The organism is Streptomyces sp. NPDC002054, from assembly GCF_040296685.1.
GTDB lineage: Bacteria > Actinomycetota > Actinomycetes > Streptomycetales > Streptomycetaceae > Streptomyces.
In genome coordinates this window covers 105,985-126,204 of record NZ_JBEOXT010000004.1, presented here as the reverse complement: position 1 = coordinate 126,204, position 20,220 = coordinate 105,985, and the positions used below count along the sequence as shown (strand labels likewise).

The window sequence follows — 20,220 nt, the reverse complement described above, 5'->3', positions numbered from 1 at the left end:
TTCCCCGGACGAGGGAATCGCGCCCCTGTTTCGATCAGTGGCTCCCGGTGCGCTCCTGCTCGTCGGCGGCCCCGCCGGCTCCCACAAGCCCCTTGGAAACACCGGCCAGTCGGGGCTCGAAGCGCTTCATCTCCCGCTGTCCGACGGTGGCGATGAGGCCCGGCAGGTAACCGCGCACGGACTGCATCCCGCGCAGCCACCACTGCGCGTACACATGCGCCGACCGCCGCTCGATGCCCGCCACGATCCGGTCCACGGCCGGCCCCAGCGGGTACGTCCGGTTCGACGGCCACGGCAGTCGCTGCCGCAGCTCCCGCATCACCTCGTCCTGGTCGGCCCCGCGCACCATGTCGGTGTCGGTCCAGGACAGGTAGCCGACCCCGACCCGGACCCCCTTGTAGCCGACCTCGGCACGCAGGCTGTGCGCAAAGGCTTCGACGCCCGATTTGGAGGCGCAGTACGCCGTCATCATCGGGGCCGGGGTGATCGCGGCGAGCGAGGCGATCTGGAGGAAGTAGCCGCGGCTCTCCATCAGCACGGGCAGGAAGGCCCGGGCGGTGACGGCGCCGCCGATGAGGTTCACCTCGATGACCCGCCGCCAGGCGTCCGGATCGGAGTCGGCGAACGGGCCGCCGGCCGCGACCCCGGCGTTGGCGACCACGATGTCCACCTTGCCGAAGCGCTGCTTGACCTCCTGGGCGACCCGGGCCATGGCCTCGTGGTCGGTGACATCGGCGTACCAGTGGTCGCTGTCGGTGTGCAGCCGCTCCGAGACCTCCTTGAGGGCCTCCGGCTCCAGGCCCACCAGGGCGATCTTCGCGCCGCGGGCGGAGAGTTTGCGGGCGAGCAGCTCGCCGACCCCACGGGCCGCCCCGGTGACGACGGCGACCTGGCCTTCCAGACTCCTGCGAGCGCTCACGAAGCCTTCTCCTTCATCTCGGTCAGCCCGGTCAGCCGGGCGAGTTCGCGGATCGCCCGGCTGACGGCCTCGGGGGCCTCGATCGGGGTCATATGGCCCATGCCGGTCAGTTCGGTGAGCCCGACGCAGTTCGGGAGCGCGGCGGCCAGGCCGCGGGCGTGCACGATCGGGGTGAGCCGGTCCGCGGTGCCGCCGATCACGGCGGTCGGCACGGTGAGCCGCCCGACGCCGTGGTCCAGGTCCAGCCCGGCCAGCACCTGCGACCAGGCGTGCCGGACCCGGGTCGGGCAGGCGTGCACGATACGGGCGCAGGCCTCGACCCGCTCGGGGGCGGAACCGGGGCCCATGGTGGCGTACTTGAGGACCTTCCGGGCCACCGGGGTGACCGGCCCTAGGGGGGCTCGCGAGCCGAGCACCGCACTTGTGATCCGGGTACGGGCGCGGCCGGCCCGGACGGGCAGCACCAGGGACTCCTCGACCAGCCGGGAGCTGCCCGTGCTGCACAGCAGTGCGGCGGCGGCCCGCTCGGTGAACTCGGGGCGGGCGGCGGCGGCCATGATGGTCATCCCGCCCATGGAGTGCCCGGCGACCACCGCCTGCTCGCCCTCGCCCAGGGTGGCCTTGAGGACCGCGACCAGGTCGTCGGCGAGGGCGGTGGTGCTGTACTCGGCGGCGGCCGGGCTGCGGCCGTGGCCCCGCTGGTCGTAGGCGATGACCCGGTGTTCGCCGGCCAGCTCGCGGATCTGGGCCGCCCAGAAGGCGGTGGAGCAGGTCCAGCCGTGCGCCAGCACCACGGCGGGCGCGTCCTCCTCCCCGTGCACCTCCACATGCAGCCGGGCGCCGTCGGCGGACACCGCGGTGAGCTCGCGCCGGGCGGTGGGAGGGGCGTACGGTCCGCTGGTCACGTGCGTCAGGCGGCTCATGCGGCCCCCTCCGCGGCAACGGCGGCCTCGGCAGGGGCGGCCTTCTTCGGGGCGGCCTTCGCTGCGGCCGGGGCGGGTTCCCGGTCCCGGACGCGCTGCACCTCGTACTCGGAGAGGTCCACGCTCCGCGTCTCCCGGCGGAACTCGCCCGTGGTCCCCGGCCAGACGGTGGTGTTGCGGCCGTTCGCGTCCAGGTACCAGCTGGTGCAGCCGCCCGTGTTCCACACGGTCCGCTTCATCCGGTCCTGCACCCGACGGTTCCAGGTGTGCACCGCCGAGGGCCGGGCGGCCAGCGCCGCCCGCCCGCCGAGCACGTCCAGCTGCCGCAGATAGTCCGCCATGTAGTTCAGCTGGGACTCGATCATCAGGATCATCGAGCTGTTGCCGAGCCCCGTGTTCGGGCCGATGATCGTCATCCAGTTCGGGAAGCCGGCCGCGGTCGCCCCGCGCAGCGACTGCATGCCGTCCTTCCACACATCGGCGAGTGTCTTGCCCTCCGCGCCCACCACCCGGTCGGCGATCGGCATGTCGGTGACATGGAAGCCGGTGCCGAAGACGATCGCGTCGACCTCGGTCTCCGTGCCGTCGGCCGCCACCAGCACCGAGCCGCGGATCTCCTTGAGCCCGCTCGCCACCAGGTCCACATTCGGGCGGGCCAGCGCCGGGTAGTACTCGCTGGACAGCAGGATCCGCTTGCAGCCGATCCGGTAGGACGGGGTCAGCTTCGCCCGCAGCGCCGGGTCCTTGACCGAGCGGGCCATATTGGCCTTGGCCATGGACTCGATCAGTCCGAGCTGGTTGGGGTGCTTGGTGAAGGCGCTGACCTGGAGCTCCCGGATGCCCCAGAGCAGCCCGCGGCGGGCCGCCCGGGTGAACGGCAGCTGCCGGTGCAGCCAGCGCTCCACCCCGCTGATCGCCCGGTCGGTGCGCGGCAGCACCCACGGCGCGGTCCGCTGGAACAGGGTCAGCCGCTCCACCTCGGGCGCGATCGCCGGCACGATCTGGATGGCCGAGGCGCCCGTCCCGATCATCGCGACCCGCTTGCCGCGCAGCTCGTAGTCGTGGTCCCAGCGGGCGGAGTGGAAAACCTTGCCGGGGAACTCGGCCAGTCCCGGCACCTCCGGCATCTTCGGGTCGGACAGCGGCCCGGTCGCGGACACCACCACATCGGCGGTGAACTCCCCGCCGGAGGTCTCGATCCGCCAGTGCAGTTCGTCGGCGTCCCAGCGCATCATCCGGACCTCGTGGTTCAGCCGGATGTGCGGGCGCAGCCCGAAGGTGTCCGCGACGTGCTCCAGATAGGCGCGGATGTGCGGCTGTCCGGAGAAGGTGCGGGGCCAGTCCGGGTTCGGCGCGAAGGAGAACGAGTAGAGATGGGAGGGCACGTCACAGGCGCACCCCGGATAGCTGTTGTCCCGCCAGGTGCCGCCCACGGAGTCCGCCCGCTCCAGCACCACGAAGTCGGTGATCCCCTCGCGCCGCAGCCGGACGGCCGCCCCCAGCCCGCCGAAGCCGGACCCGATCACCGCCACGCGCACATGCTCGCCCACGCCCGCCGCCCTTCACAGACTCTGCCAGCAATCACTGGCACGGTTGGGAGAGTAGAGCTTCTCCGTACTCATGGGTAGGGGTCGCGCCGGGAAAGTTACCCTCGGTACGCCATAGGCTGCGCGTGTGGCGGACGAACAGACGGTACGCGAATACCGGACAGAGGAGCTGGCCGAGGCAGCCGGCATCCCCGTGCGCACCCTGCGCTTCTACCGCGAGCGCAAGCTGCTGCCGCCGCCGCGCCGCGAGGGCCGGATCGCCTGGTACGACGACCACCACCTGGCCCGGCTGCGGACCATCGCCGCCCTCCTCGACCGCGGCCATACCCTCGGCGGCATCGCCGAACTGACGGCGGCCTTCGAGAGCGGCCGTGACCTCGGCCAGCTCAGCGAGCTGCTCGGCATGGGCTGGTCCGAGGAGACCCCGGTCCGCCTCACCCCCGAGGCGCTGGCCGACTATTTCGAGGGCGAGGTCACCCCCGAGAACCTGGCGGCCTCCCTGGACCTCGGCTACCTGGCCACCGACGGGGACGAGATCGTGCACGTCAGCCGCCGGCTGCTGGACGTCTCCTCGGCCCTGGTCCGCGAGGGCGTCCCGCTCGCGGCGGTCCTGGAGACCGGCCGTACGGTCCGCGCGCACGCGGACGCGATGGCGGCCCTCTTCGCCGACCTGATCTCGGCCCATGTGGCGGACCCGGAGGCGGTGGGCCGGCTCCGCCCGCTGGCCAAGAGCGTGGTGGAGGCGGAGCTGTCGATGGCCCTGGACCGCCTACTGGCGGCCCGCGTCCGGCCGGAAGGTCAGCCGAGGCCGAGCTCGTAGACCACGGTCACAGGGGCATGATCAGACCACCGCTCGGGGTGCGTCTCGGCCCGCTCCACAAACCCCTTCACGGCCCGGCCGGCCAGCCCGGGGGTCGCGACGTGCAGATCGATCCGCCAGCCGGCGTCGTTGTCGAAGGCCCGCCCGCGGTAGGACCACCAGGAGTACGGACCCTCCTGTTCCGGATGCAGCTCCCGCATCACATCCACGTACCCGACCCCTGCCCCGGCCCCGTCGTACACACTCCCCAGCCACTCACGCTCCTCGGGCAGGAAGCCGGCGTTCTTCCGGTTGGTCTTCCAGTTCTTGAGGTCGGCCTCCTGGTGGCAGATGTTCCAGTCACCGCACACCAGCACCTCCCGCCCATCGGCGGCGGCCCGCGCCTTCAGCTCCGCCAGGTACCCGCGGAACTCCGCCATGAACCGGTACTTCTCGTCCTGCTTCTCGGTCCCGGCCTCGCCCGAGGGCAGGTACAGGCTCGCGACCGTCACCCCCGGCAGATCGATCTCCAGGTAGCGCCCGCTGCCGTCGAACTCCGCACTGCCGAAACCGACCTGCACCCGCTCCGGCTCCCGGCGCGTGTACAGCGCGACCCCGGCCCGCCCCTTGGCGGCGGCCGGCGCGAACACGGTGTGCCAGCCCTCGGGCGCCCGAACCTCGGCCGGAACCTGGTCCTCCTCGGCCCGGACCTCCTGCAGGCAGATCACATCGGCATCGGTCCCGGCCAGCCACGGCACAAAGCCCTTCTTGGCGGCGGCACGGATCCCATTCACGTTCACGGAGGTCACGGTGAGCATCACAGCACCATAGCCCGAGGGTTCCGTACGATGTCCGGATGTCTCACGGGATCGAACTCCGCGCCGTGCCGTACGACCACCCGGACGCGGTGAAACTCAACGACCAGGTCCAGCTCGAGTACCAGGAGCGGTACCAGGGCGAGGGCGACGCGACCCCGCTCGACCCGGCGATGTTCGCCCCGCCGCGGGGCCTCTACCTGCTGGCGTACGACGCCGCGGGCTCCCCGGTGGCCAGCGGCGGCTGGCGCCGGCAGGAGGCGAACGACGAGGGCTACTCGGACGGCGACGCGGAACTGAAGCGGATGTACGTCATACCCGAGGCCCGCGGCCTCGGTCTGGCCCGGCGCATTCTGGCCGAGCTGGAGGCGGACGCCCGCGCCGCCGCCCGGACCCGCATGGTTCTGGAAACCGGCGACCAGCAGCCGGAGGCCATCGCCCTGTACCTCTCCTCGGGCTACGCGATGTGCGCCAAGTTCGGCTACTACCGTGACTACGACTCCAGCCGCTGCATGGCGAAGCCGCTGGCCTGACCGGGAAGGCGCCCGGTCCTCCACCGGGCGCCCCGCCCTGCGGAGCCGGAAATGCAGAAGATCCCGCCCGATCTTGCGATCGGACGGGATCCTCAATGTCTGTGGACCTGTGGGGATTTGAACCCCAGACCCCCTCGATGCGAACGAGGTGCGCTACCAGACTGCGCCACAGGCCCTTGCGACGTGTGAAACATTAGCATCCCCGCGCGGGTGCTCCAAAATCCGTTTCCGGGAGCGTCCGCGCAGGTCATGGCTCACTCGTTCGCGGCGCGCGGGCGGTCGTCGCTCTCGTACTGGTCGAACAGCGGCGTACGCCCCCGGTCGCGGCCCCGCGGGCGCGGGGTGGTGGGGGTGGCGGGCTGGGGGCTGCTGTCCTCCGGGGCCGGGCGCTGGGCACGCAGCCGGGGGTTGGTCGGTTCGGCAGTGCTGGAGCGGGCCGGGCTCCAGGCGTCCGGGGCCGGGGAGCCGGTGGCCCGGGGGGCGACCGGTGCGGTGACGTACGTGGGCAGCGGGACCGGGACCGGCTCCCAGCTGTCACCGCGGGCGGGGCCGCGTTCGCGTTCCTTCTGCTGGTCGACCCACTCGGCGTGGTCGGTCTGCTCGACCAGGGCGCGCCGGCCGGCTTCCTGCGGGGAGACCGGTGGCGCGGGGTCCGGATCAGCGCCCGCGGCGGCGGCCGGGGCCTCGGCGGCGCGGCGGCGCGGGCGGCTCTCCCGGAGCCGGCGCGCGGCGGCCTCGGCCCGGCGGCGGTCCATGGTGAAGGCGAACCGGCGCCGCTCCTGGACGCGGAGGTGCACGATGTACACGCTGAGCAGCACGGCGGGGACGGCCGGGGCCCAGAGGAACCGCAGCCCGCCGACGGCGGCGACGACGGCGCCGAGGGTGAAGACGAGGAAGAGCAGCGCGGTGGTGCGGCGGCGCCGGGCGAGCACCTGGAGGCGCTGTTCGCGCCGGTTGCGCTCGATGCGCTCGGCGGCCTGGGCCCGCGGTTCCGCCCGGGTCGGGGACATGCCGGAGGCCCGGGCGTCGGCGTCGACGGAATTCACCAATTCCGTCGCGGCGTCCGGGTCCGCGGGGGGCTCCGCCTCCTCGCCGCCGCGTTCACGCAGCTCCTTGGCGTAACGGCGCTCCATTCCCGCCCGGCCGGAAAGCAACCGGATGGCGGTGGAGAAGCGTTCCGTCGGACGGGCTTCGTTCAGCTCGTCCTGCCTCCGGAGCCACATGGGCACCAAGTAGGCGGCCCAGGCCCCGACAATGACTGCGTAGATGAGGCCGCTGCTGCTCACACCCCACACCGTAGAGGGACGCGGCCGAAGGCATCGGCCAATTGGACCGGTGTGTCGCACGATCTGGCTGATATCACGGACTTTTTTTGTGATTCTTCGGATCAGGTTATGGGTGAGCCCGGTCCACAGCGGTCAAATTCGAACGAATGAGCGAATGAAACAGGCACTCGCTTATGCGCGTGCCCGGCTATGCGCGTGCCCGGCGCCACCGCTCGAGCAGGCCCTCCGGAACTTCCTCCGCCGTGAGCGCATAGACCAGATGGTCCCGCCACGCCCCGTCGATGTGCAGATAGCGCGGACGCAGTCCCTCTTCGCGGAATCCGAGTTTCTCCACCACCCGCCGGCTCGGCCCGTTCTCGGGCCGGATGCACACCTCGATCCGGTGCAGTCCGACCTTCCGGAAGCAGTGGTCCACGGCCAGCGCGACCGCCGTGGGCATGACGCCCCGGCCGGCCACCTCCCGGTCCACCCAGTAGCCGACGTGGCCCGCGCACATCGAGCCCCAGGTGATCCCGGCCACCGTCAGCTGCCCCACCAGCCGGCCCTGGTACTCGATGACGAACGGCAGCATCCGGCCCGCGTTCGCCTCGGCCCGCAGGTGCCGGACCATCTGCCGGTAGGTGGGCCGCTGGATCACCGGCCCCCAGGGAGCGGGCGGCGGGATCGTGGCCTCCCAGGGGCGCAGCCATTCGCGGTTGCGCCGGTTCACCTCGCGCCAGGCTCCCTGGTCGCGCAGCTTTATCGGCCGGAGTGAAACCTCACCCTCCGTGAGCACCACCGGCCAGGACGGTCCGTTCAGCTCTGGCTCCCGGTCGCTGCCGACGGGCGGGGATGGTCGCCGCCGCGGATCTGGTCCACCGCGTGCAGCAGGATGCGCGACAGTACCGTCAGGCCGTCCCGGACCCCGCCCGTGGAGCCGGGCAGGTTGACGATCAGGGTGCGGCCGGCGACTCCGGCCAGCCCCCGGGACAGGGCCGCGGTCGGGACCTTCGCAAGGTTCTCGGCGCGGATGGCCTGCGGGATGCCGGGGATCTCGTAGTCCAGAACCCGCGCGGTGGCGTCGGGGGTCCGGTCGGTGGGTGAGATCCCGGTGCCGCCGGTGGTGAGGATGACGTCGTAGCCGGCGGCCACGCCCTCGCGCAGCGCCTGCTCGACCGGATCCCCGTCGGGAACCACCCGCGGGCCGTCGACGGCGAACCCGAGCTGCCCCAGCCCCTCGGCGAGCAGCGGGCCGCCCTTGTCCGCGTACACGCCCTGCGAGGCCCGGTTGGATGCGGTGACGACCAGCCCGCGCAGGGCGGCCGGCTCCGCGGTCCGGTCCGGGGCCGCGGACCAGGCCTGCCCGGGGGCGGGGTGACTATCGGTGTGGCCGTGGCTGTGGCTGTACACCTCGCCGCCGCGGGGGGCGTTCACGAGCGGGTCCAGTCGCCGGACTTGCCGCCGGTCTTCTCCTCCACCCGGACATCGGTGATGACGGCGCCCTTGTCGACCGCCTTGACCATGTCGATCACTGTCAGTCCGGCGACCGCGACGGCGGTCAGCGCCTCCATCTCCACGCCCGTGCGGTCCGCGGTCTTGACGGTGGCCAGGATCTCCACGGCGTCGTCGGCGACGGTCAGGTCGACCTTCACGCCGGAGACCGAGAGCGGGTGGCAGAGCGGGATCAGGTCCGGGGTCTTCTTCGCGCCCATGATCCCGGCGATCCGCGCGGTGGCGAGGGCGTCGCCCTTCGGCACGCCCTCGCCCCGCAGCAGTTCGATCACCCGCGGCGAGACCAGGACCCGCCCGCTGGCCCGCGCCGTGCGGGTGGTGACGTCCTTCTCGGATACGTCGACCATCCGCGCCGCCCCGGCCTCGTCGATGTGGGTGAGCCTGCTCTGGGTACTCATGCTGTGCCGCTCCGCTCTGGGCCGTGCAAGGGCCTGTGTGGTGCGACACACGCTACCCGCACCAACCCTCCTTCAGCGGAGCAGGATCACTTCCAGGTCGGTGCCCGGCTCCACCGAAGTGACCTCTTCCGGTACCACCAGCAGGGAGTCGGCGTGCGCCAGCGCGGCGATCAGGTGCGAGCCGGATCCGCCGACCGGGCTGACCGTGCCGGACCCGGCGTCGTACATCCCGCGCAGGAACTGGCGGCGGCCCGCCGGGGAGCCGATGGCCTTGTCCGCCTGCAGCACCGCGCGCAGGCTGGGCCGGGACACGTCGGGCAGGCCCATCAGGGCGCGGATGGCCGGCCGTACGAAGAGCTCGAAGGAGACGTAGGAGGAGACCGGGTTACCGGGGAGGGCCAGCAGCGGGGTGCGGTCGGGGCCGATCGAGCCGAAGCCCTGCGGCTTGCCCGGCTGCATGGCGAGCTTGCGGAAGTCGATCTCGGCGCCCTCCGCCGCGTCCTCCGGCTTCCCGGCCGTGGACAGCGCCTCCTTGACCACGTCGTACGCGCCGACGCTCACCCCGCCCGTGGTGACCAGGAGGTCGGCCCGGATCAGCTGGTCCTCGATGGTGGCGCGCAGGGTGTCCGCGTCGTCGGCGACCGCGCCGACCCGGTAGGCAATGGCCCCGGCGTCCCGCGCGGCTGCGGCCAGCGCGAAGCTGTTGGAGTCGTAGATCGTGCCGGAGGCCAGGGCCTCGCCGGGCTGGACGAGTTCGCTGCCGGTGGAGAGGACCACCACGCGCGGCCGGGGGCGGACCCGGACCGTGCCGCGGCCGATGGCGGCGAGCAGGGCGATCTGCGGCGGTCCGAGGACGGTTCCGGCGGCCAGCGCCAGGTCCCCGGCCTGTACGTCGCTGCCGCGCGCCCGGACGTGGGCGCGGGCCTCGGCGGCCCGGTGCACCCGGACCTCGCCGCCGGCGCCCTCGGGGGCCGAGCCGGCCGGGATCATCCCCGTCACGGCGCCGCCGCCGCGACCGCCGTCGGTCCACTCGACCGGTACGACGGCCTCCGCGCCGGGCGGCAGCGGGGCGCCGGTCATGATGCGGGCGGCCTGGCCGGGGCCCACGGCGGGCAGCTCGTCACTGCCCGCCGCCACGTCCCCGACCACCGTCAGCACCGCGGGAAACTCCTCGCTCGCCCCCTGGACGTCGGCCACCCGGACGGCGTAGCCGTCCATGGAGCTGTTGTCGAAGGGCGGCAGGGCGACGGGCACGGTGACGTCCTCGACGAGAACACAGCCCTGGGCATCGAGCAGTTGCAGCTCGATCGGCTCCAGCGGCCGGATCGCGGCCAGGATGTCCGCCAGGTGCTCGTCCACCGACCACAGACGCTGCTGCTGCCGGCCGGTGTCCTGCGGTGCGGTGCTGGTCAAGACCGTTCCATCTCCTCCGTGACGTAACTGTGAAGCCAGGTGCGGAACTCCGGGCCCAGGTCCTCACGCTCGCACGCGAGGCGGACGATGGCCCGCAGGTAGTCGGCTCGGTCTCCGGTGTCGTAGCGACGGCCCCGGAAAACAACGCCGTACACCGGACCGCCGACGGTCTCGTCCGCGGCCAGCTTCTGCAGGGCGTCGGTGAGCTGGATCTCCCCACCGCGGCCCGGCTGGGTCTCCCGCAGTATGTCGAAGATCGCGGGGTTGAGGACATAGCGTCCGATGACCGCGAAATTGCTGGGCGCGTCGGCCGCGTCCGGCTTCTCGACCAGACCGGTGATCCGGACGACGTCGGCCTCGTCGGTGGCCTCGACGGCGGCACAGCCGTAGAGGTGGATGTTCTCCTTCGGGACCTCCATCAGGGCGATGACGGTTCCGCCGGTGTTCTGCTGGATGTTCACCATCTGCTGGAGCAGCGGGTCGCGCGGGTCGATGAGGTCGTCGCCGAGCAGCACGGCGAAGGGCTCGTTGCCCACGTGCGGGGCGGCGCAGAGCACGGCGTGGCCCAGGCCGCGCGGGTCGCCCTGGCGGACGTAGTGCATGGTGGCCAGGTCGCTGGACTCCTGGACCTTCTTCAGGCGGTCGTCGTCGCCCTTGGCGACGAGGGCCGACTCCAGCTCGTAGTTGCGGTCGAAGTGGTCCTCGAGGGGCCTCTTGTTACGTCCTGTGATCATGAGAACGTCGTCCAGTCCGGCGGAGACAGCCTCTTCGACCACGTACTGGATGGCCGGCTTGTCCACGACCGGGAGCATTTCCTTGGGGGTGGCCTTCGTCGCCGGGAGGAAGCGAGTGCCGAGGCCCGCGGCCGGAATGACGGCCTTCGTGATCACGGGGTGCAACTGAGTCATGGGCAGAACGATAGACGGTGCGCAAAGACCCAATGTTAGATTCCGGTAAACATCTCCGTGTTTGTTCCGGTATGAGAAGGGATTGTGACACAGCTGTGGTAGAGAACCGTTCCGTCGGCTCCGCCCTCAAGGCGGAGCTCCGCCGCGAACTGCTGGCGGCCCGCCGCGCCTTGCCCCCGGAGGCCGCAGCCGCGGCGGCGGCCTCGCTCGCCCGCCGGGCGCTGGAGCTGCCCGAGCTGGCGGACGCGGGCACGGTCGCCGCGTACGTCTCGGTGGGCACCGAGCCCGGCACCCGCGAGCTGCTCGACGGGCTGCGCCGGGCCGGCAAGCGGGTGCTGCTGCCCGTCCTGCTGCCCGACAACGACCTCGACTGGGCGGCGTACGAGGGGCCCGGCAGCCTGGCCGAGGCCGCTCATCCGGGGAAGATGCGACTGCTGGAGCCCGCCGGTCCGCGGCTCGGGCCACAGGCGGTGACCGCCGCCGATGCGGTCCTGCTGCCCGGGCTGGCGGTGGACGGCCGCGGGATGCGGCTGGGCCGCGGCGGGGGCAGCTACGACCGGGTGCTGGAGCGGCTGGAGCGGGCGGGCGCGCATCCGGCGCTGGTGGTGCTCCTCTACGACGACGAGGTGGTCGCGCGGGTCCCGGAGGAACCGCACGACCACCCCGTGCAGGCCGTGGCCACCCCCTCGGGGGTGCGCCGGTTCAGCTCATGAGCCGGCCGCTCACGAGCCGGCGGGCTTGAGCGTCAGCGTGTTCTTCGCGGCCTTGCCGACCGCCTCGGGGCTGAACGGCCACTCCAGCAGCTCGCCCTTGGCCCAGAGGTCGGTCTGGTCGGTGTAGTTCGAGTGGTACGCGTGCCCGGAGGCGCCGGTCAGGTTGATCCAGCGGGACTTGTCCAGGTCGTTGAGGTTCACGACCATCCGCATGGACGGCACCCAGGTGACCCCGTACCCGCCGGCCGCGTTCCAGCCGGTGGCGTTGACGGTGGCCTCGCCGCCGCCCAGGTTCCAGGGGCCCCGGTTGAGCAGCCACTGCAGGAAGCCCGGGCCCTCGGTGCCGATGGTCTGGTTGCGCAGCATCAGCTGGTGCGACCGGCCCCAGCTCCAGGTGGTCCGGTCCTTGCCCAGCTTGGCCGTCAGCTCCCACTGGGCGTCCGCCATGGCCCGGGCGAAGAGCTCGTCGCGGGTGGTGGTCGCCTTCTCGTTGCGGGTCGCGGGCGAGGCCCACCAGGCCGACTTCTCGTCCTTGATCAGCTGGCGGACCACCTCGAACCAGCGGTCGCCGCCGTCCGGCTGGGCCGCGTCGGGCTCGCGCTCGCCGCACTCGCGGACTTCCTCGGCGAGGTCGTCGTCGGGGCCGGCGGTCTCGTCCCGGACGCTCAGGCAGCTGCCCTCGACCCGCAGCTCCTTGGGCATCTTGTCGCCGAAGGACAGCTTGAGGATGTTGCGCCAGACGGCGTTGAAGTAGGCCGCCGCGGCCGAGTCCGGCTCCTGGGTGTAGTTCCAGCCGTCGAGCAGCTTCTGGGCGGCGCGGACATCGGGATCCGAGACGTGGATCTTGGACAGGATGGGCGTGAGCAGCGCGGCGATCTCGCTGCTGTTGTCCATCTGCATGGTCCGCATGTCATCGGTGGAGATCTTGCCGTTGTCCTTGATCTTCGCCTCGATGAGGTCGTTGATCCGCTGGCTGCGGGCGCCGTAGCCCCAGTCGGTGGTCAGCGTGTGCGGGTACTTGCCCGCGCCCGGCTGTATGACGGCCTGGTTGGCGGTGACGATGTAGCCGCGCTTGGGGTTGTAGTCCCAGGGCAGCTCGTCCTGCGGGATCCAGCCGGCGGTGCTGCCGGGGGTGCCCTTCCAGGCGTACTTGGAGTCCCAGCCGGGGGCGGGCATCTTGCCGTCGCCGAGGTTGCGGACCGGGATCCGGCCCGGGGCCTGGTAGCCGATGTTGCCCGTCTGGCCCTTGTTGTCGGCGTAGATCAGGTTCTGCGAGGGGACCTCGAAGTCGCGGGCGGCCTCGCGGAAGGTCGCGAAGTCCTTGGCCCGGTTCAGCTTGAAGATGGCGTCCATGGACTTGCCCGGGTCCAGGGCGGTCCAGCGCAGGGCGATCGCGTAGCCGTTGCCCCGGTCGGGGGCGGAGGCGTCGACGGGGGCGCGGGTTCCGACGGTGCCGAGCTCGTCGCTGCGGTCGGAGACCAGCGGGCCGTTGTTGGTGGTCCGGACGGTGATCTTCTTGGGCTCGCCGCCGGCCACCTGGATGACTTCTTCGCGGGTGGCGAAGGGGAGCACCTTGCCGTCGTAGACGTAGCCGTCGGGGCGAACCTGCTCGAGGTAGAGGTCGCTGACGTCCGCGCCCAGGTTGGTCATGCCCCAGGCGATGTCCTGGTTGTGGCCGATTATGACGCCGGGGGTGCCGGAGAAGGTGTAGCCGGCCACCTGGTACTGGCACTCGCGGGAGGTCTTACGGCAGTGCAGGCCCATCTGGTACCAGACCGAGGGCAGCTGGGGGGCCAGGTGCGGGTCGTTGGCCAGCAGGGGCTTGCCGGTGGTCGTGTGCTTGCCGGAGACGACCCAGGAGTTCGAGCCGATGCCGCTGCCGTTGGGGCCGAGCAGGGCGGGGATCTCCTCGAGGGTCTTGGAGAGGGCGGTGAGCTGGGTGCGCAGGCCCTCGGTGGCGCCGGCCGGGGAGGTGGTGCCGGTGCCGGCGGCGGTCCCGGTGCCTGTGCCGGTGCCGGTCCCATTGCCCGAGCTGGAGCCCGTACCCGTACCGCTGCCGCTGCCGCTGGCCGAGCCGGAGCCCGTGCGGGCGGGGGTGGTTCCCTGGGGGGCGTACTTCCCGGACTCGATCTTGCCGCCCTCGACGATCGGCTTGTTCCGGTCGAAGGGGTAGGGCGGGTAGAGCTGGTTCAGCTGCTCCTTGGAGAACTTCCCGGACATCAGCGCGCGGTCGATCTCGTCCTGCATGTTCCCGCGCAGGTCCCAGGCCATGGCCTTGAGCCAGGCCACCGAGTCCACCGGGTCCCACTGCTCGGGGGTGTAGCCGTCGCTCAGCTTCAGGGCGGCGTGCTCGACCGAGAGGTCCTTGCCGGACTTGTCCTTCAGATAGGCGTTGACCCCGTCGGCGTAGGCCTGGAGGTTCGCCTTCGTCTCGGGTGAGAGCTTGGAATCGAACTCGGTCTTCGCGACCTGCCGCCAGCCCAGGGTCCGCAGGAAGGCGTCGGTCTCGACCTGGCCGCTGCCGAACATCTCCGAGAGCCGGCCGGAGGTCATGTGACGACGGACGTCCATCTCCCAGAAGCGGTCCTGCGCGTGCACAAAGCCCTGCGCGCGGAAGAGGTCCCGGTCGTTGTCGGCGTAGAGCTGCGGGATTCCGTGGCTGTCGCGCTTCACCTCGACGGTCCCGGTCAGCCCGGGAAGCTCCAGGGAGCCGGTCGTCTGCGGGAAGGAGGCGCGCACGGTGTCCACGCTCCAGTACGCCCCGTAACCGAGGCCCGCGACGAGCGCCAGCACCAGGGTGAGCACGATCAGACGGGCGCGTCGCCCCTTCTTCTTGACGGGGGGGGCGGTTTCGTTGGCGGGCATCGCTGTCCTTCGAGGGGCAGGGTGGTCCTGTGGTCCTGAGTGCTGGGAGCAACCATAGGCGCAGCACCGCACCCGTTCGGACGCGGTGTCAGGGACTGCGTCGAACTGGCGTTTCACAATGTGGCCATCACGTCAAGAAAGCGTCAAAGATTAGGTAAGGTAACGAAGTACCTGTGAAGTACCTGCCGCCGGAGGAACGATCCGGCAGGCACGCGCGAGAAAGGGCCGCCCGCTGACCGTCCACCAGCTCAATGAGCTCCTGCTGGTCTCGTCGCTCGTCCTGCTCATCGCCGTCGCGGCGGTGCGCGTCTCCTCGCGCAGCGGCCTCCCCAGCCTGCTCATCTACCTCGGCATAGGCATCGCGATAGGCCAGGACGGCATCGGCAATGTCGTCTTCGACAATGCCGAGCTGACGCAGGTCATCGGCTATGCGGCGCTGGTCGTGATCCTCGCCGAGGGCGGTCTGGGCACCAAGTGGAAAGAGATCAGACCGGCCCTGCCCGCGGCCATCTCGCTGTCGCTGGTCGGCATCGCCATCAGCGTGGGCGTGACTGCCGCGGGCGCCCACTACCTGGTCGGACTGGAATGGCGGCAGGCGCTGCTGATCGGCGCGGTCGTCTCCTCGACCGATGCGGCGGCGGTCTTCTCGGTGCTGCGCAAGGTGCCGCTGCCCACCCGGGTCACCGGTGTGCTGGAGGCCGAGTCCGGCTTCAACGACGCCCCCGTGGTGATCCTGGTGGTCGCCTTCTCCACGGTCGGCCCGATCGACGACTGGTACGTGCTGATCGGCAAGATCGCCCTGGAGCTGGCCATCGGCGCGGCCGTCGGACTCGCGGTCGGCTTCCTCGGCAGTTACGGACTGCGGCACGTGGCCCTGCCCGCCTCCGGCCTGTACCCGATCGCCGTGATGGCCATCGCCGTGACGGCGTACGCGGCGGGCGCGATCGCGCACGGCTCCGGATTCCTCGCCGTGTACCTGTCGGCGATGGTGCTGGGGAACATGAAGCTGCCGCACTGGCCGGCGACCCGGGGGTTCGCGGACGGCCTCGGCTGGATCGCCCAGATCGGCATGTTCGTCCTGCTCGGCCTGCTGGTGACCCCGCACGAGCTGGTGGACGACTTCTGGCCGGCGGTGATCATCGGGCTGGTGCTGACGCTGGTGGCCCGGCCGGTCGAGGTCTTCGTCAGCCTGCTGCCCTTCCGGATGGCCTGGCAGGAGAAGACCCTCATGTCCTGGGCAGGCCTGCGCGGCGCCGTGCCCATCATCCTCGCCACCATCCCGCTGGTGTCCGGGATCGAGGGCAGCGAACGGGTCTTCAACATCGTCTTCGTGCTGGTGGCCGTCTACACCCTGGTGCAGGGCCCAACCCTGCCGTGGCTGGCCCGGAAGCTGAACCTCCGGGAAACCGAGGAGGCGGCGGCGGACCTGGGCATCGAATCGGCGCCGCTGGAGCGGCTGCGCGGGCACCTGCTGTCCTTCGCGATCCCGTCCGGCTCCCGGATGCACGGGGTGGAGGTCGGCGAGCTGCGGCTGCCCGCCGGGGCCGCCGTCACCCTGGTCGTACGGGACGGCAAGAGTTTCGTACCGGCGCCGTCGACGGTGCTGCGGCGCGGGGACGAGCTGCTGGTGGTGGCCACCGATCCGGTGCGGGACGCGGCGGAGGCGCGGCTGCGGGCGGTGGCCCGGGGCGGCAAGCTGGCCGGCTGGCTGGGCACCGGCGGCTCACTGCACTGACCCACCGACCCCGGCGGGGGCCTGGCCAGGCCTGGCCAGCGGCCGATCACACGATCCTCCGAGGCTCCCTCCGGAGGATCATCTGACACATTCGCTTCTTGCTTACCGAGGGAAACCGAGCGTTTCACGCCAGTTTCCATGGCATGACGGCGCGAACGATTGGTTAATCGCAGGTGAAGACACGACTTGTCAGCGTAATCACAGGGCGTTGCGGTGAGTTTGCCTGTACGATGAAGGCACACAGAACGACCAACTCTGCCTGACGCAGAGCTGGCGCGACCGCTCGGCGGCCGTGGCACCCTCCCGCAGTGGGCGCCCAGGTATCACTCGGTTCTGCGCAAGAGGACAGCTCTCGGGGCTCCCACATGTACGGGTGCGGCTCACAAGGCGCGCACCGCCCGCAGACGGGGACGCTCTACCAGGCAGCAGAAAGGCAAGGGCCGTGACATCCGCGGTCACGACCGACAAGTCCGAGACGTCCTCGACTTCTTCTTCGCAGTCTCCTTCGCAGTCTTCTGCGCGCCCCGGTTACGGGCAGCTGCTCCGCACGCCCGGCGCCCTGAGCTTTCTACTCCCCGGCTTCGCCGCGCGGCTGCCGTTCGGCATGCTGACCATCAGCATTCTGCTGCTCGTCCAGCACACCACCGGGTCCTACGCCAACGCCGGCATCGTCGCCGCGGTCACCGGCGTCTCCATGGCGCTGTTCGCCCCGGTGATGGGCAAGTTCACCGACCGCCACGGCCAGGGTGCCGTCCTGGTCCCCGTCGTCCTCACCCACGCCGCCGCCGTGAGCGCGCTGACCGCGCTCGCGCTGCTCGGCGCCCCGCTCTGGGCGCTCGCACTGGCCGCCGTCCCGGCCGGTGCGAGCGTCCCTCAGGTCGGCCCGATGGTCCGGGCCCGGTGGGCCGCCCGGCTGGAGGGTTCGCCGCTGCTGCCGACGGCCGCCGCGTTCGAGTCCGTCACCGACGAGTTCACCTTCGTGGTGGGCCCGGTCCTGGCGACCGCGCTGTGCACCGGTGTGCACCCGGCCGCCGGTCTGGTCACCGAGGCCGCCCTGACCCTGCTCGGCGGTCTGCTGTTCGCCGCGCAGCGCTCCACCCAGCCCGCCGTGCACGCCCGTACCGGCGCCGGTGAGAAGCACGCCTCGGCACTGTCCTTCCCCGGCCTGCGGGTCCTGATCGTGGCCTTCATCGGCATCGGCGCGGTCTTCGGCGGCATGCAGGTCTCCCTGGCGGCCTTCTCCAACGAGATCGGCAACCCGGGTGCCAACGGTCTCCTGTACGGCGTCTTCGCGGCCGGCAACATGATCGCGGGCATCGCCTGCGGCGCCATCGCCTGGAAGATCGGCCCGCGCCGCCGCCTGCTGCTGGGCTACGTCGGCCTCACCGCCGCCGCCTCCGTGCTGTGGGCCGCGAACTCCGCGATGCTGCTCGGTGCGCTCGGCCTGGTGGTCGGCCTCTTCATCGCCCCGGCCCTGATCACCGGCTACACCATGATCGAGAGCCTGGTCCCGGCCGCCTCCCGGACCGAGGCGTTCACCTGGCTGACCGGTGCGGTGGCCTTCGGGCAGGCCGGCGCCGTGACCCTGGCGGGCCGGCTGACCGACGCCCACGGATCGAGCTTCGGCTTCCTGGTGCCGCTGGGTGCCACCGCGCTGGCGCTGGCGACCCTGCTCGCGCTGCGCTCGAAGCTGGCTCCGAAGGCGCCGAGCCGGGTCGTGAACACGTCCCCGCAGACGACGTCGCAGTCGGCATCGCAGCCGGTGTCGCAGGATGAGTCGCAGCCGGTGAACGAGCGTGGTCTGGGTCACCGCGTGCCGGTGACGGTGGACTGATCCGCCGGAATACGTCACCATGGAGCGTCGTTAGCACTCATTGAGTCAGAGTGCCAGGAGGAAGATTCGTGCCGACCTACCAGTACCAGTGCACCGAGTGCGGTGAGGGCCTCGAGGCCGTGCAGAAGTTCACGGATGACGCCCTGACCGAGTGCCCGAGCTGCAAGGGACGCCTGAAGAAGGTGTTCTCCGCGGTCGGCATCGTCTTCAAGGGTTCCGGTTTCTACCGGAACGACAGCCGAGGCGCCTCGTCGAGCAGTTCCCCGGCGTCCAGCGCGTCGAAGCCGGCCTCGTCGTCGTCTTCGTCCTCGGCTCCGGCGTCCGCGCCGGCCCCGGCCGCCGCGCCGAGCACCCCGGCAGCCTGACGGCTCCAGAGTGTCAGCCCCTTCGCCCACCGGGCGGAGGGGCTTTCGTACGTACGGGCTAGTCTGGCGCCATGGTGCACGCAGAGATCGGCGTAATCGGCGGGTCGGGCTTCTACTCCTTCCTGGAGGACGTCTCCGAAATCCAGGTGGACACCCCCTACGGGGCGCCCAGCGACTCCCTCTATCTCGGTGAGCTGGCGGGCCGCCAGGTCGCCTTCCTGCCCCGGCACGGCCGCGGCCACCACCTGCCGCCGCACCGGATCAACTACCGGGCCAACCTGTGGGCGCTGCGCTCGGTGGGGGTCCGGCAGGTCCTGGGTCCGTGCGCGGTGGGCGGGCTGCGCGCCGAGTACGGCCCCGGCACGCTGCTGGTCCCCGACCAGCTGGTCGACCGTACGAAGTCCCGGGCCCAGACCTTCTTCGACGGGCACCCGCTGCCCGACGGCTCGATCCCGAACGTGGTCCACACGACCTTCGCGGACCCCTACTGTCCTGTCGGACGGGAGGCGGCGCTGGCGGCGGCCCGGGGCCGGGCCTGGGAGCCGGTGGACGGCGGCACCATGGTCGTCATCGAGGGGCCCCGCTTCTCCACCCGCGCCGAATCGCAGTGGCACGCGGCGATGGGGTGGTCGGTGGTCGGCATGACGGGCCACCCGGAGGCGGTGCTCGCCCGTGAGCTGGGCCTCTGCTACACCTCGATGGCCCTGGTGACCGACCTCGACGCGGGGGCGGAGACCGGCGAGGGCGTCTCCCACACGGAGGTCCTGAAGGTGTTCGGCGAGAACGTGGGCCGACTGCGCGAGGTGCTCTTCGACGCGGTGGCGGCGCTCCCGGCGACGGAGGACCGCAGCTGCCTGTGCACGCACGCGCACGACGGCTGGGACCTGGGCATCGAACTGCCGTAGACAGGTCCGTCCTCACTCCTGTGGGTGACGGAGTTGTCCACAGGCCGGGGATCGTCCACAGGGCCGGGCGGAGACCGGGCGGGTGGGCGGATCGTGAGGGGTGTCCGGGCGGAGTGCCCGGGCTGACTCCCTCTCGATGGGTGGTGGTCGGGGTGTCCGGCTTCAAGATCAACCAGACTGGACCGGCCGGTTGGGCCGGTCAGGTTTCCGCTTCTGCTTCTACGTGTCCGCCGCCGCGCGGGGTGCCGGCGTTCGCTCCGCTGCGGGTCGGCCGGGGTGCCGGCCGGCTGCGGCGGACGGTGCGGCGCAGGCGCAGGCTGGCCGGGGTGGGACTCGCGGTGGCCGCCGTGGCCGCGCTGGCGGCGGGCGGGGCGGAGGCCCGGCCTTCGCGCAGCGAGCCGCCGCCAGCGCCGCTACCGTCCGGGCCGCGGGCGGCTCCGGTGCGGCTGGTGTCCGCCCCGGTGCGGATCGCGGATGCGGCGACGGTGCGGCTGCTGCGGCCCGGGGACCGGGTCGATGTGGTGGCGGCCGAGCGGGACGGGCCCGCGCGGGTTCTGGCCGCGGCTGCCCGAGTTGCCGAAGTGCCCGAAGTTCCCGATGCGGACAAGGGTGTTGCGGACGGTGGGGCACTGGTGGTCCTGTCCGTTCCGCGGGACACCGCAAGGGAGCTGGTGGGTGCGGGCACCAGGGCACGACTGGCGGTGACGCTGTGCTGATTCGCATGAAAGAACGGTCAAGTCGCCCGCGAGCGGGGGTCGATTGGACACGCCG

Annotated in this window: 19 protein-coding genes and 1 tRNA gene; 8 read left to right on the top strand and 12 right to left on the bottom strand. The window is 71.5% G+C overall.

Annotated features, from left to right (window positions below; translation table 11 throughout):
- Positions 1-34: 34 nt before the first annotated feature.
- The 3 genes from ABT123_RS05210 to ABT123_RS05200 are packed head-to-tail and all read right to left on the bottom strand — an operon-like array spanning position 35 to position 3,392.
- On the bottom strand, positions 35-919 hold the full coding sequence (locus ABT123_RS05210; protein ID WP_351309951.1) for an SDR family oxidoreductase: 885 nt from the start codon (positions 917-919) through the stop codon (positions 35-37).
- Positions 916-1,842, bottom strand: coding sequence for an alpha/beta fold hydrolase (locus tag ABT123_RS05205; RefSeq protein WP_351309949.1), 927 nt, complete (start codon positions 1,840-1,842; stop codon positions 916-918). Before ABT123_RS05205 ends, ABT123_RS05210 begins: the two co-directional genes overlap by 4 nt.
- Positions 1,839-3,392 carry a flavin-containing monooxygenase gene (locus ABT123_RS05200; protein ID WP_351309948.1) on the bottom strand — a complete coding sequence of 518 codons (1,554 nt, stop codon included), beginning with the start codon at positions 3,390-3,392 and terminating at the stop codon, positions 1,839-1,841. The genes ABT123_RS05205 and ABT123_RS05200 overlap by 4 nt, the downstream gene beginning before the upstream one ends.
- A gap of 124 nt (positions 3,393-3,516) precedes the next feature.
- Between ABT123_RS05200 and ABT123_RS05195 the strand changes: the two genes are divergently transcribed.
- Positions 3,517-4,209: a MerR family transcriptional regulator gene (locus ABT123_RS05195; RefSeq protein ID WP_351309947.1), complete on the top strand. Its 693-nt coding sequence runs from the start codon at positions 3,517-3,519 to the stop codon at positions 4,207-4,209.
- Here the strand turns inward: ABT123_RS05195 and ABT123_RS05190 are convergent.
- Positions 4,188-5,006 carry an exodeoxyribonuclease III gene (locus tag ABT123_RS05190; protein ID WP_351309945.1) on the bottom strand — a complete coding sequence of 273 codons (819 nt, stop codon included), beginning with the start codon at positions 5,004-5,006 and terminating at the stop codon, positions 4,188-4,190. The genes ABT123_RS05195 and ABT123_RS05190 overlap by 22 nt on opposite strands.
- A 38-nt stretch (positions 5,007-5,044) precedes the next feature.
- Here ABT123_RS05190 and ABT123_RS05185 point away from each other — a divergent pair, with 38 nt between their 5' ends.
- Positions 5,045-5,536 (top strand): GNAT family N-acetyltransferase, encoded by a 492-nt coding sequence (locus tag ABT123_RS05185; protein WP_351309943.1) that lies wholly within the window; start codon positions 5,045-5,047, stop codon positions 5,534-5,536.
- Positions 5,537-5,638: 102 nt separating this feature from the next.
- Here the strand turns inward: ABT123_RS05185 and ABT123_RS05180 are convergent.
- From ABT123_RS05180 to galU, 7 genes are all read right to left on the bottom strand, one after another.
- Positions 5,639-5,712, bottom strand: a tRNA-Ala gene (locus tag ABT123_RS05180).
- A 78-nt stretch (positions 5,713-5,790) separates the two neighbouring features.
- Positions 5,791-6,822 carry a divisome protein SepX/GlpR gene (gene sepX / locus ABT123_RS05175; protein WP_351309941.1) on the bottom strand — a complete coding sequence of 344 codons (1,032 nt, stop codon included), beginning with the start codon at positions 6,820-6,822 and terminating at the stop codon, positions 5,791-5,793.
- A gap of 187 nt (positions 6,823-7,009) precedes the next feature.
- Positions 7,010-7,600: a GNAT family N-acetyltransferase gene (locus ABT123_RS05170; protein WP_351309939.1), complete on the bottom strand. Its 591-nt coding sequence runs from the start codon at positions 7,598-7,600 to the stop codon at positions 7,010-7,012.
- A 17-nt stretch (positions 7,601-7,617) separates the two neighbouring features.
- A complete protein-coding gene (locus ABT123_RS05165; RefSeq protein WP_351310124.1) occupies positions 7,618-8,118 on the bottom strand; it encodes a MogA/MoaB family molybdenum cofactor biosynthesis protein in 501 nt (166 codons plus the stop codon).
- 113 nt (positions 8,119-8,231) lie between these two features.
- On the bottom strand, positions 8,232-8,711 hold the full coding sequence (gene moaC / locus ABT123_RS05160) for a cyclic pyranopterin monophosphate synthase MoaC (protein WP_351309937.1): 480 nt from the start codon (positions 8,709-8,711) through the stop codon (positions 8,232-8,234).
- Positions 8,712-8,783: 72 nt separating this feature from the next.
- Positions 8,784-10,124 carry a molybdotransferase-like divisome protein Glp gene (glp, locus tag ABT123_RS05155; protein ID WP_351309935.1) on the bottom strand — a complete coding sequence of 447 codons (1,341 nt, stop codon included), beginning with the start codon at positions 10,122-10,124 and terminating at the stop codon, positions 8,784-8,786.
- Entirely contained in the window at positions 10,121-11,032 is a 912-nt protein-coding gene (gene galU / locus ABT123_RS05150) for a UTP--glucose-1-phosphate uridylyltransferase GalU (protein WP_351309933.1), read from the bottom strand. Before galU ends, glp begins: the two co-directional genes overlap by 4 nt.
- A 95-nt stretch (positions 11,033-11,127) precedes the next feature.
- Between galU and ABT123_RS05145 the strand changes: the two genes are divergently transcribed.
- Complete coding sequence (locus tag ABT123_RS05145) at positions 11,128-11,745, top strand: 5-formyltetrahydrofolate cyclo-ligase (protein ID WP_502970872.1); 618 nt, start codon at positions 11,128-11,130, stop codon at positions 11,743-11,745.
- Positions 11,746-11,754: 9 nt separating this feature from the next.
- Here ABT123_RS05145 and ABT123_RS05140 read toward each other — a convergent pair whose 3' ends face one another.
- Positions 11,755-14,610 (bottom strand): penicillin acylase family protein, encoded by a 2,856-nt coding sequence (locus ABT123_RS05140; protein ID WP_351309929.1) that lies wholly within the window; start codon positions 14,608-14,610, stop codon positions 11,755-11,757.
- Positions 14,611-14,809: 199 nt separating this feature from the next.
- Between ABT123_RS05140 and ABT123_RS05135 the strand changes: the two genes are divergently transcribed.
- The 5 genes from ABT123_RS05135 to ABT123_RS05115 all read left to right on the top strand — a co-directional run bounded on the left by ABT123_RS05135 (position 14,810) and on the right by ABT123_RS05115 (position 20,165).
- Positions 14,810-16,345 (top strand): potassium/proton antiporter, encoded by a 1,536-nt coding sequence (locus tag ABT123_RS05135; protein ID WP_351310122.1) that lies wholly within the window; start codon positions 14,810-14,812, stop codon positions 16,343-16,345.
- A 538-nt stretch (positions 16,346-16,883) separates the two neighbouring features.
- The gene (locus ABT123_RS05130) at positions 16,884-18,179 is read left to right on the top strand and encodes an MFS transporter (RefSeq protein ID WP_351310121.1); all 1,296 of its coding nucleotides are present in this window, start codon (positions 16,884-16,886) and stop codon (positions 18,177-18,179) included.
- A gap of 68 nt (positions 18,180-18,247) precedes the next feature.
- On the top strand, positions 18,248-18,544 hold the full coding sequence (locus tag ABT123_RS05125) for an FmdB family zinc ribbon protein (protein ID WP_351309927.1): 297 nt from the start codon (positions 18,248-18,250) through the stop codon (positions 18,542-18,544).
- A 71-nt stretch (positions 18,545-18,615) separates the two neighbouring features.
- Positions 18,616-19,449 (top strand): S-methyl-5'-thioadenosine phosphorylase, encoded by an 834-nt coding sequence (locus ABT123_RS05120; protein WP_351309925.1) that lies wholly within the window; start codon positions 18,616-18,618, stop codon positions 19,447-19,449.
- A gap of 326 nt (positions 19,450-19,775) precedes the next feature.
- Entirely contained in the window at positions 19,776-20,165 is a 390-nt protein-coding gene (locus ABT123_RS05115; RefSeq protein ID WP_351309923.1) for a hypothetical protein, read from the top strand.
- The last annotated feature ends 55 nt before the right edge of the window (positions 20,166-20,220 follow it).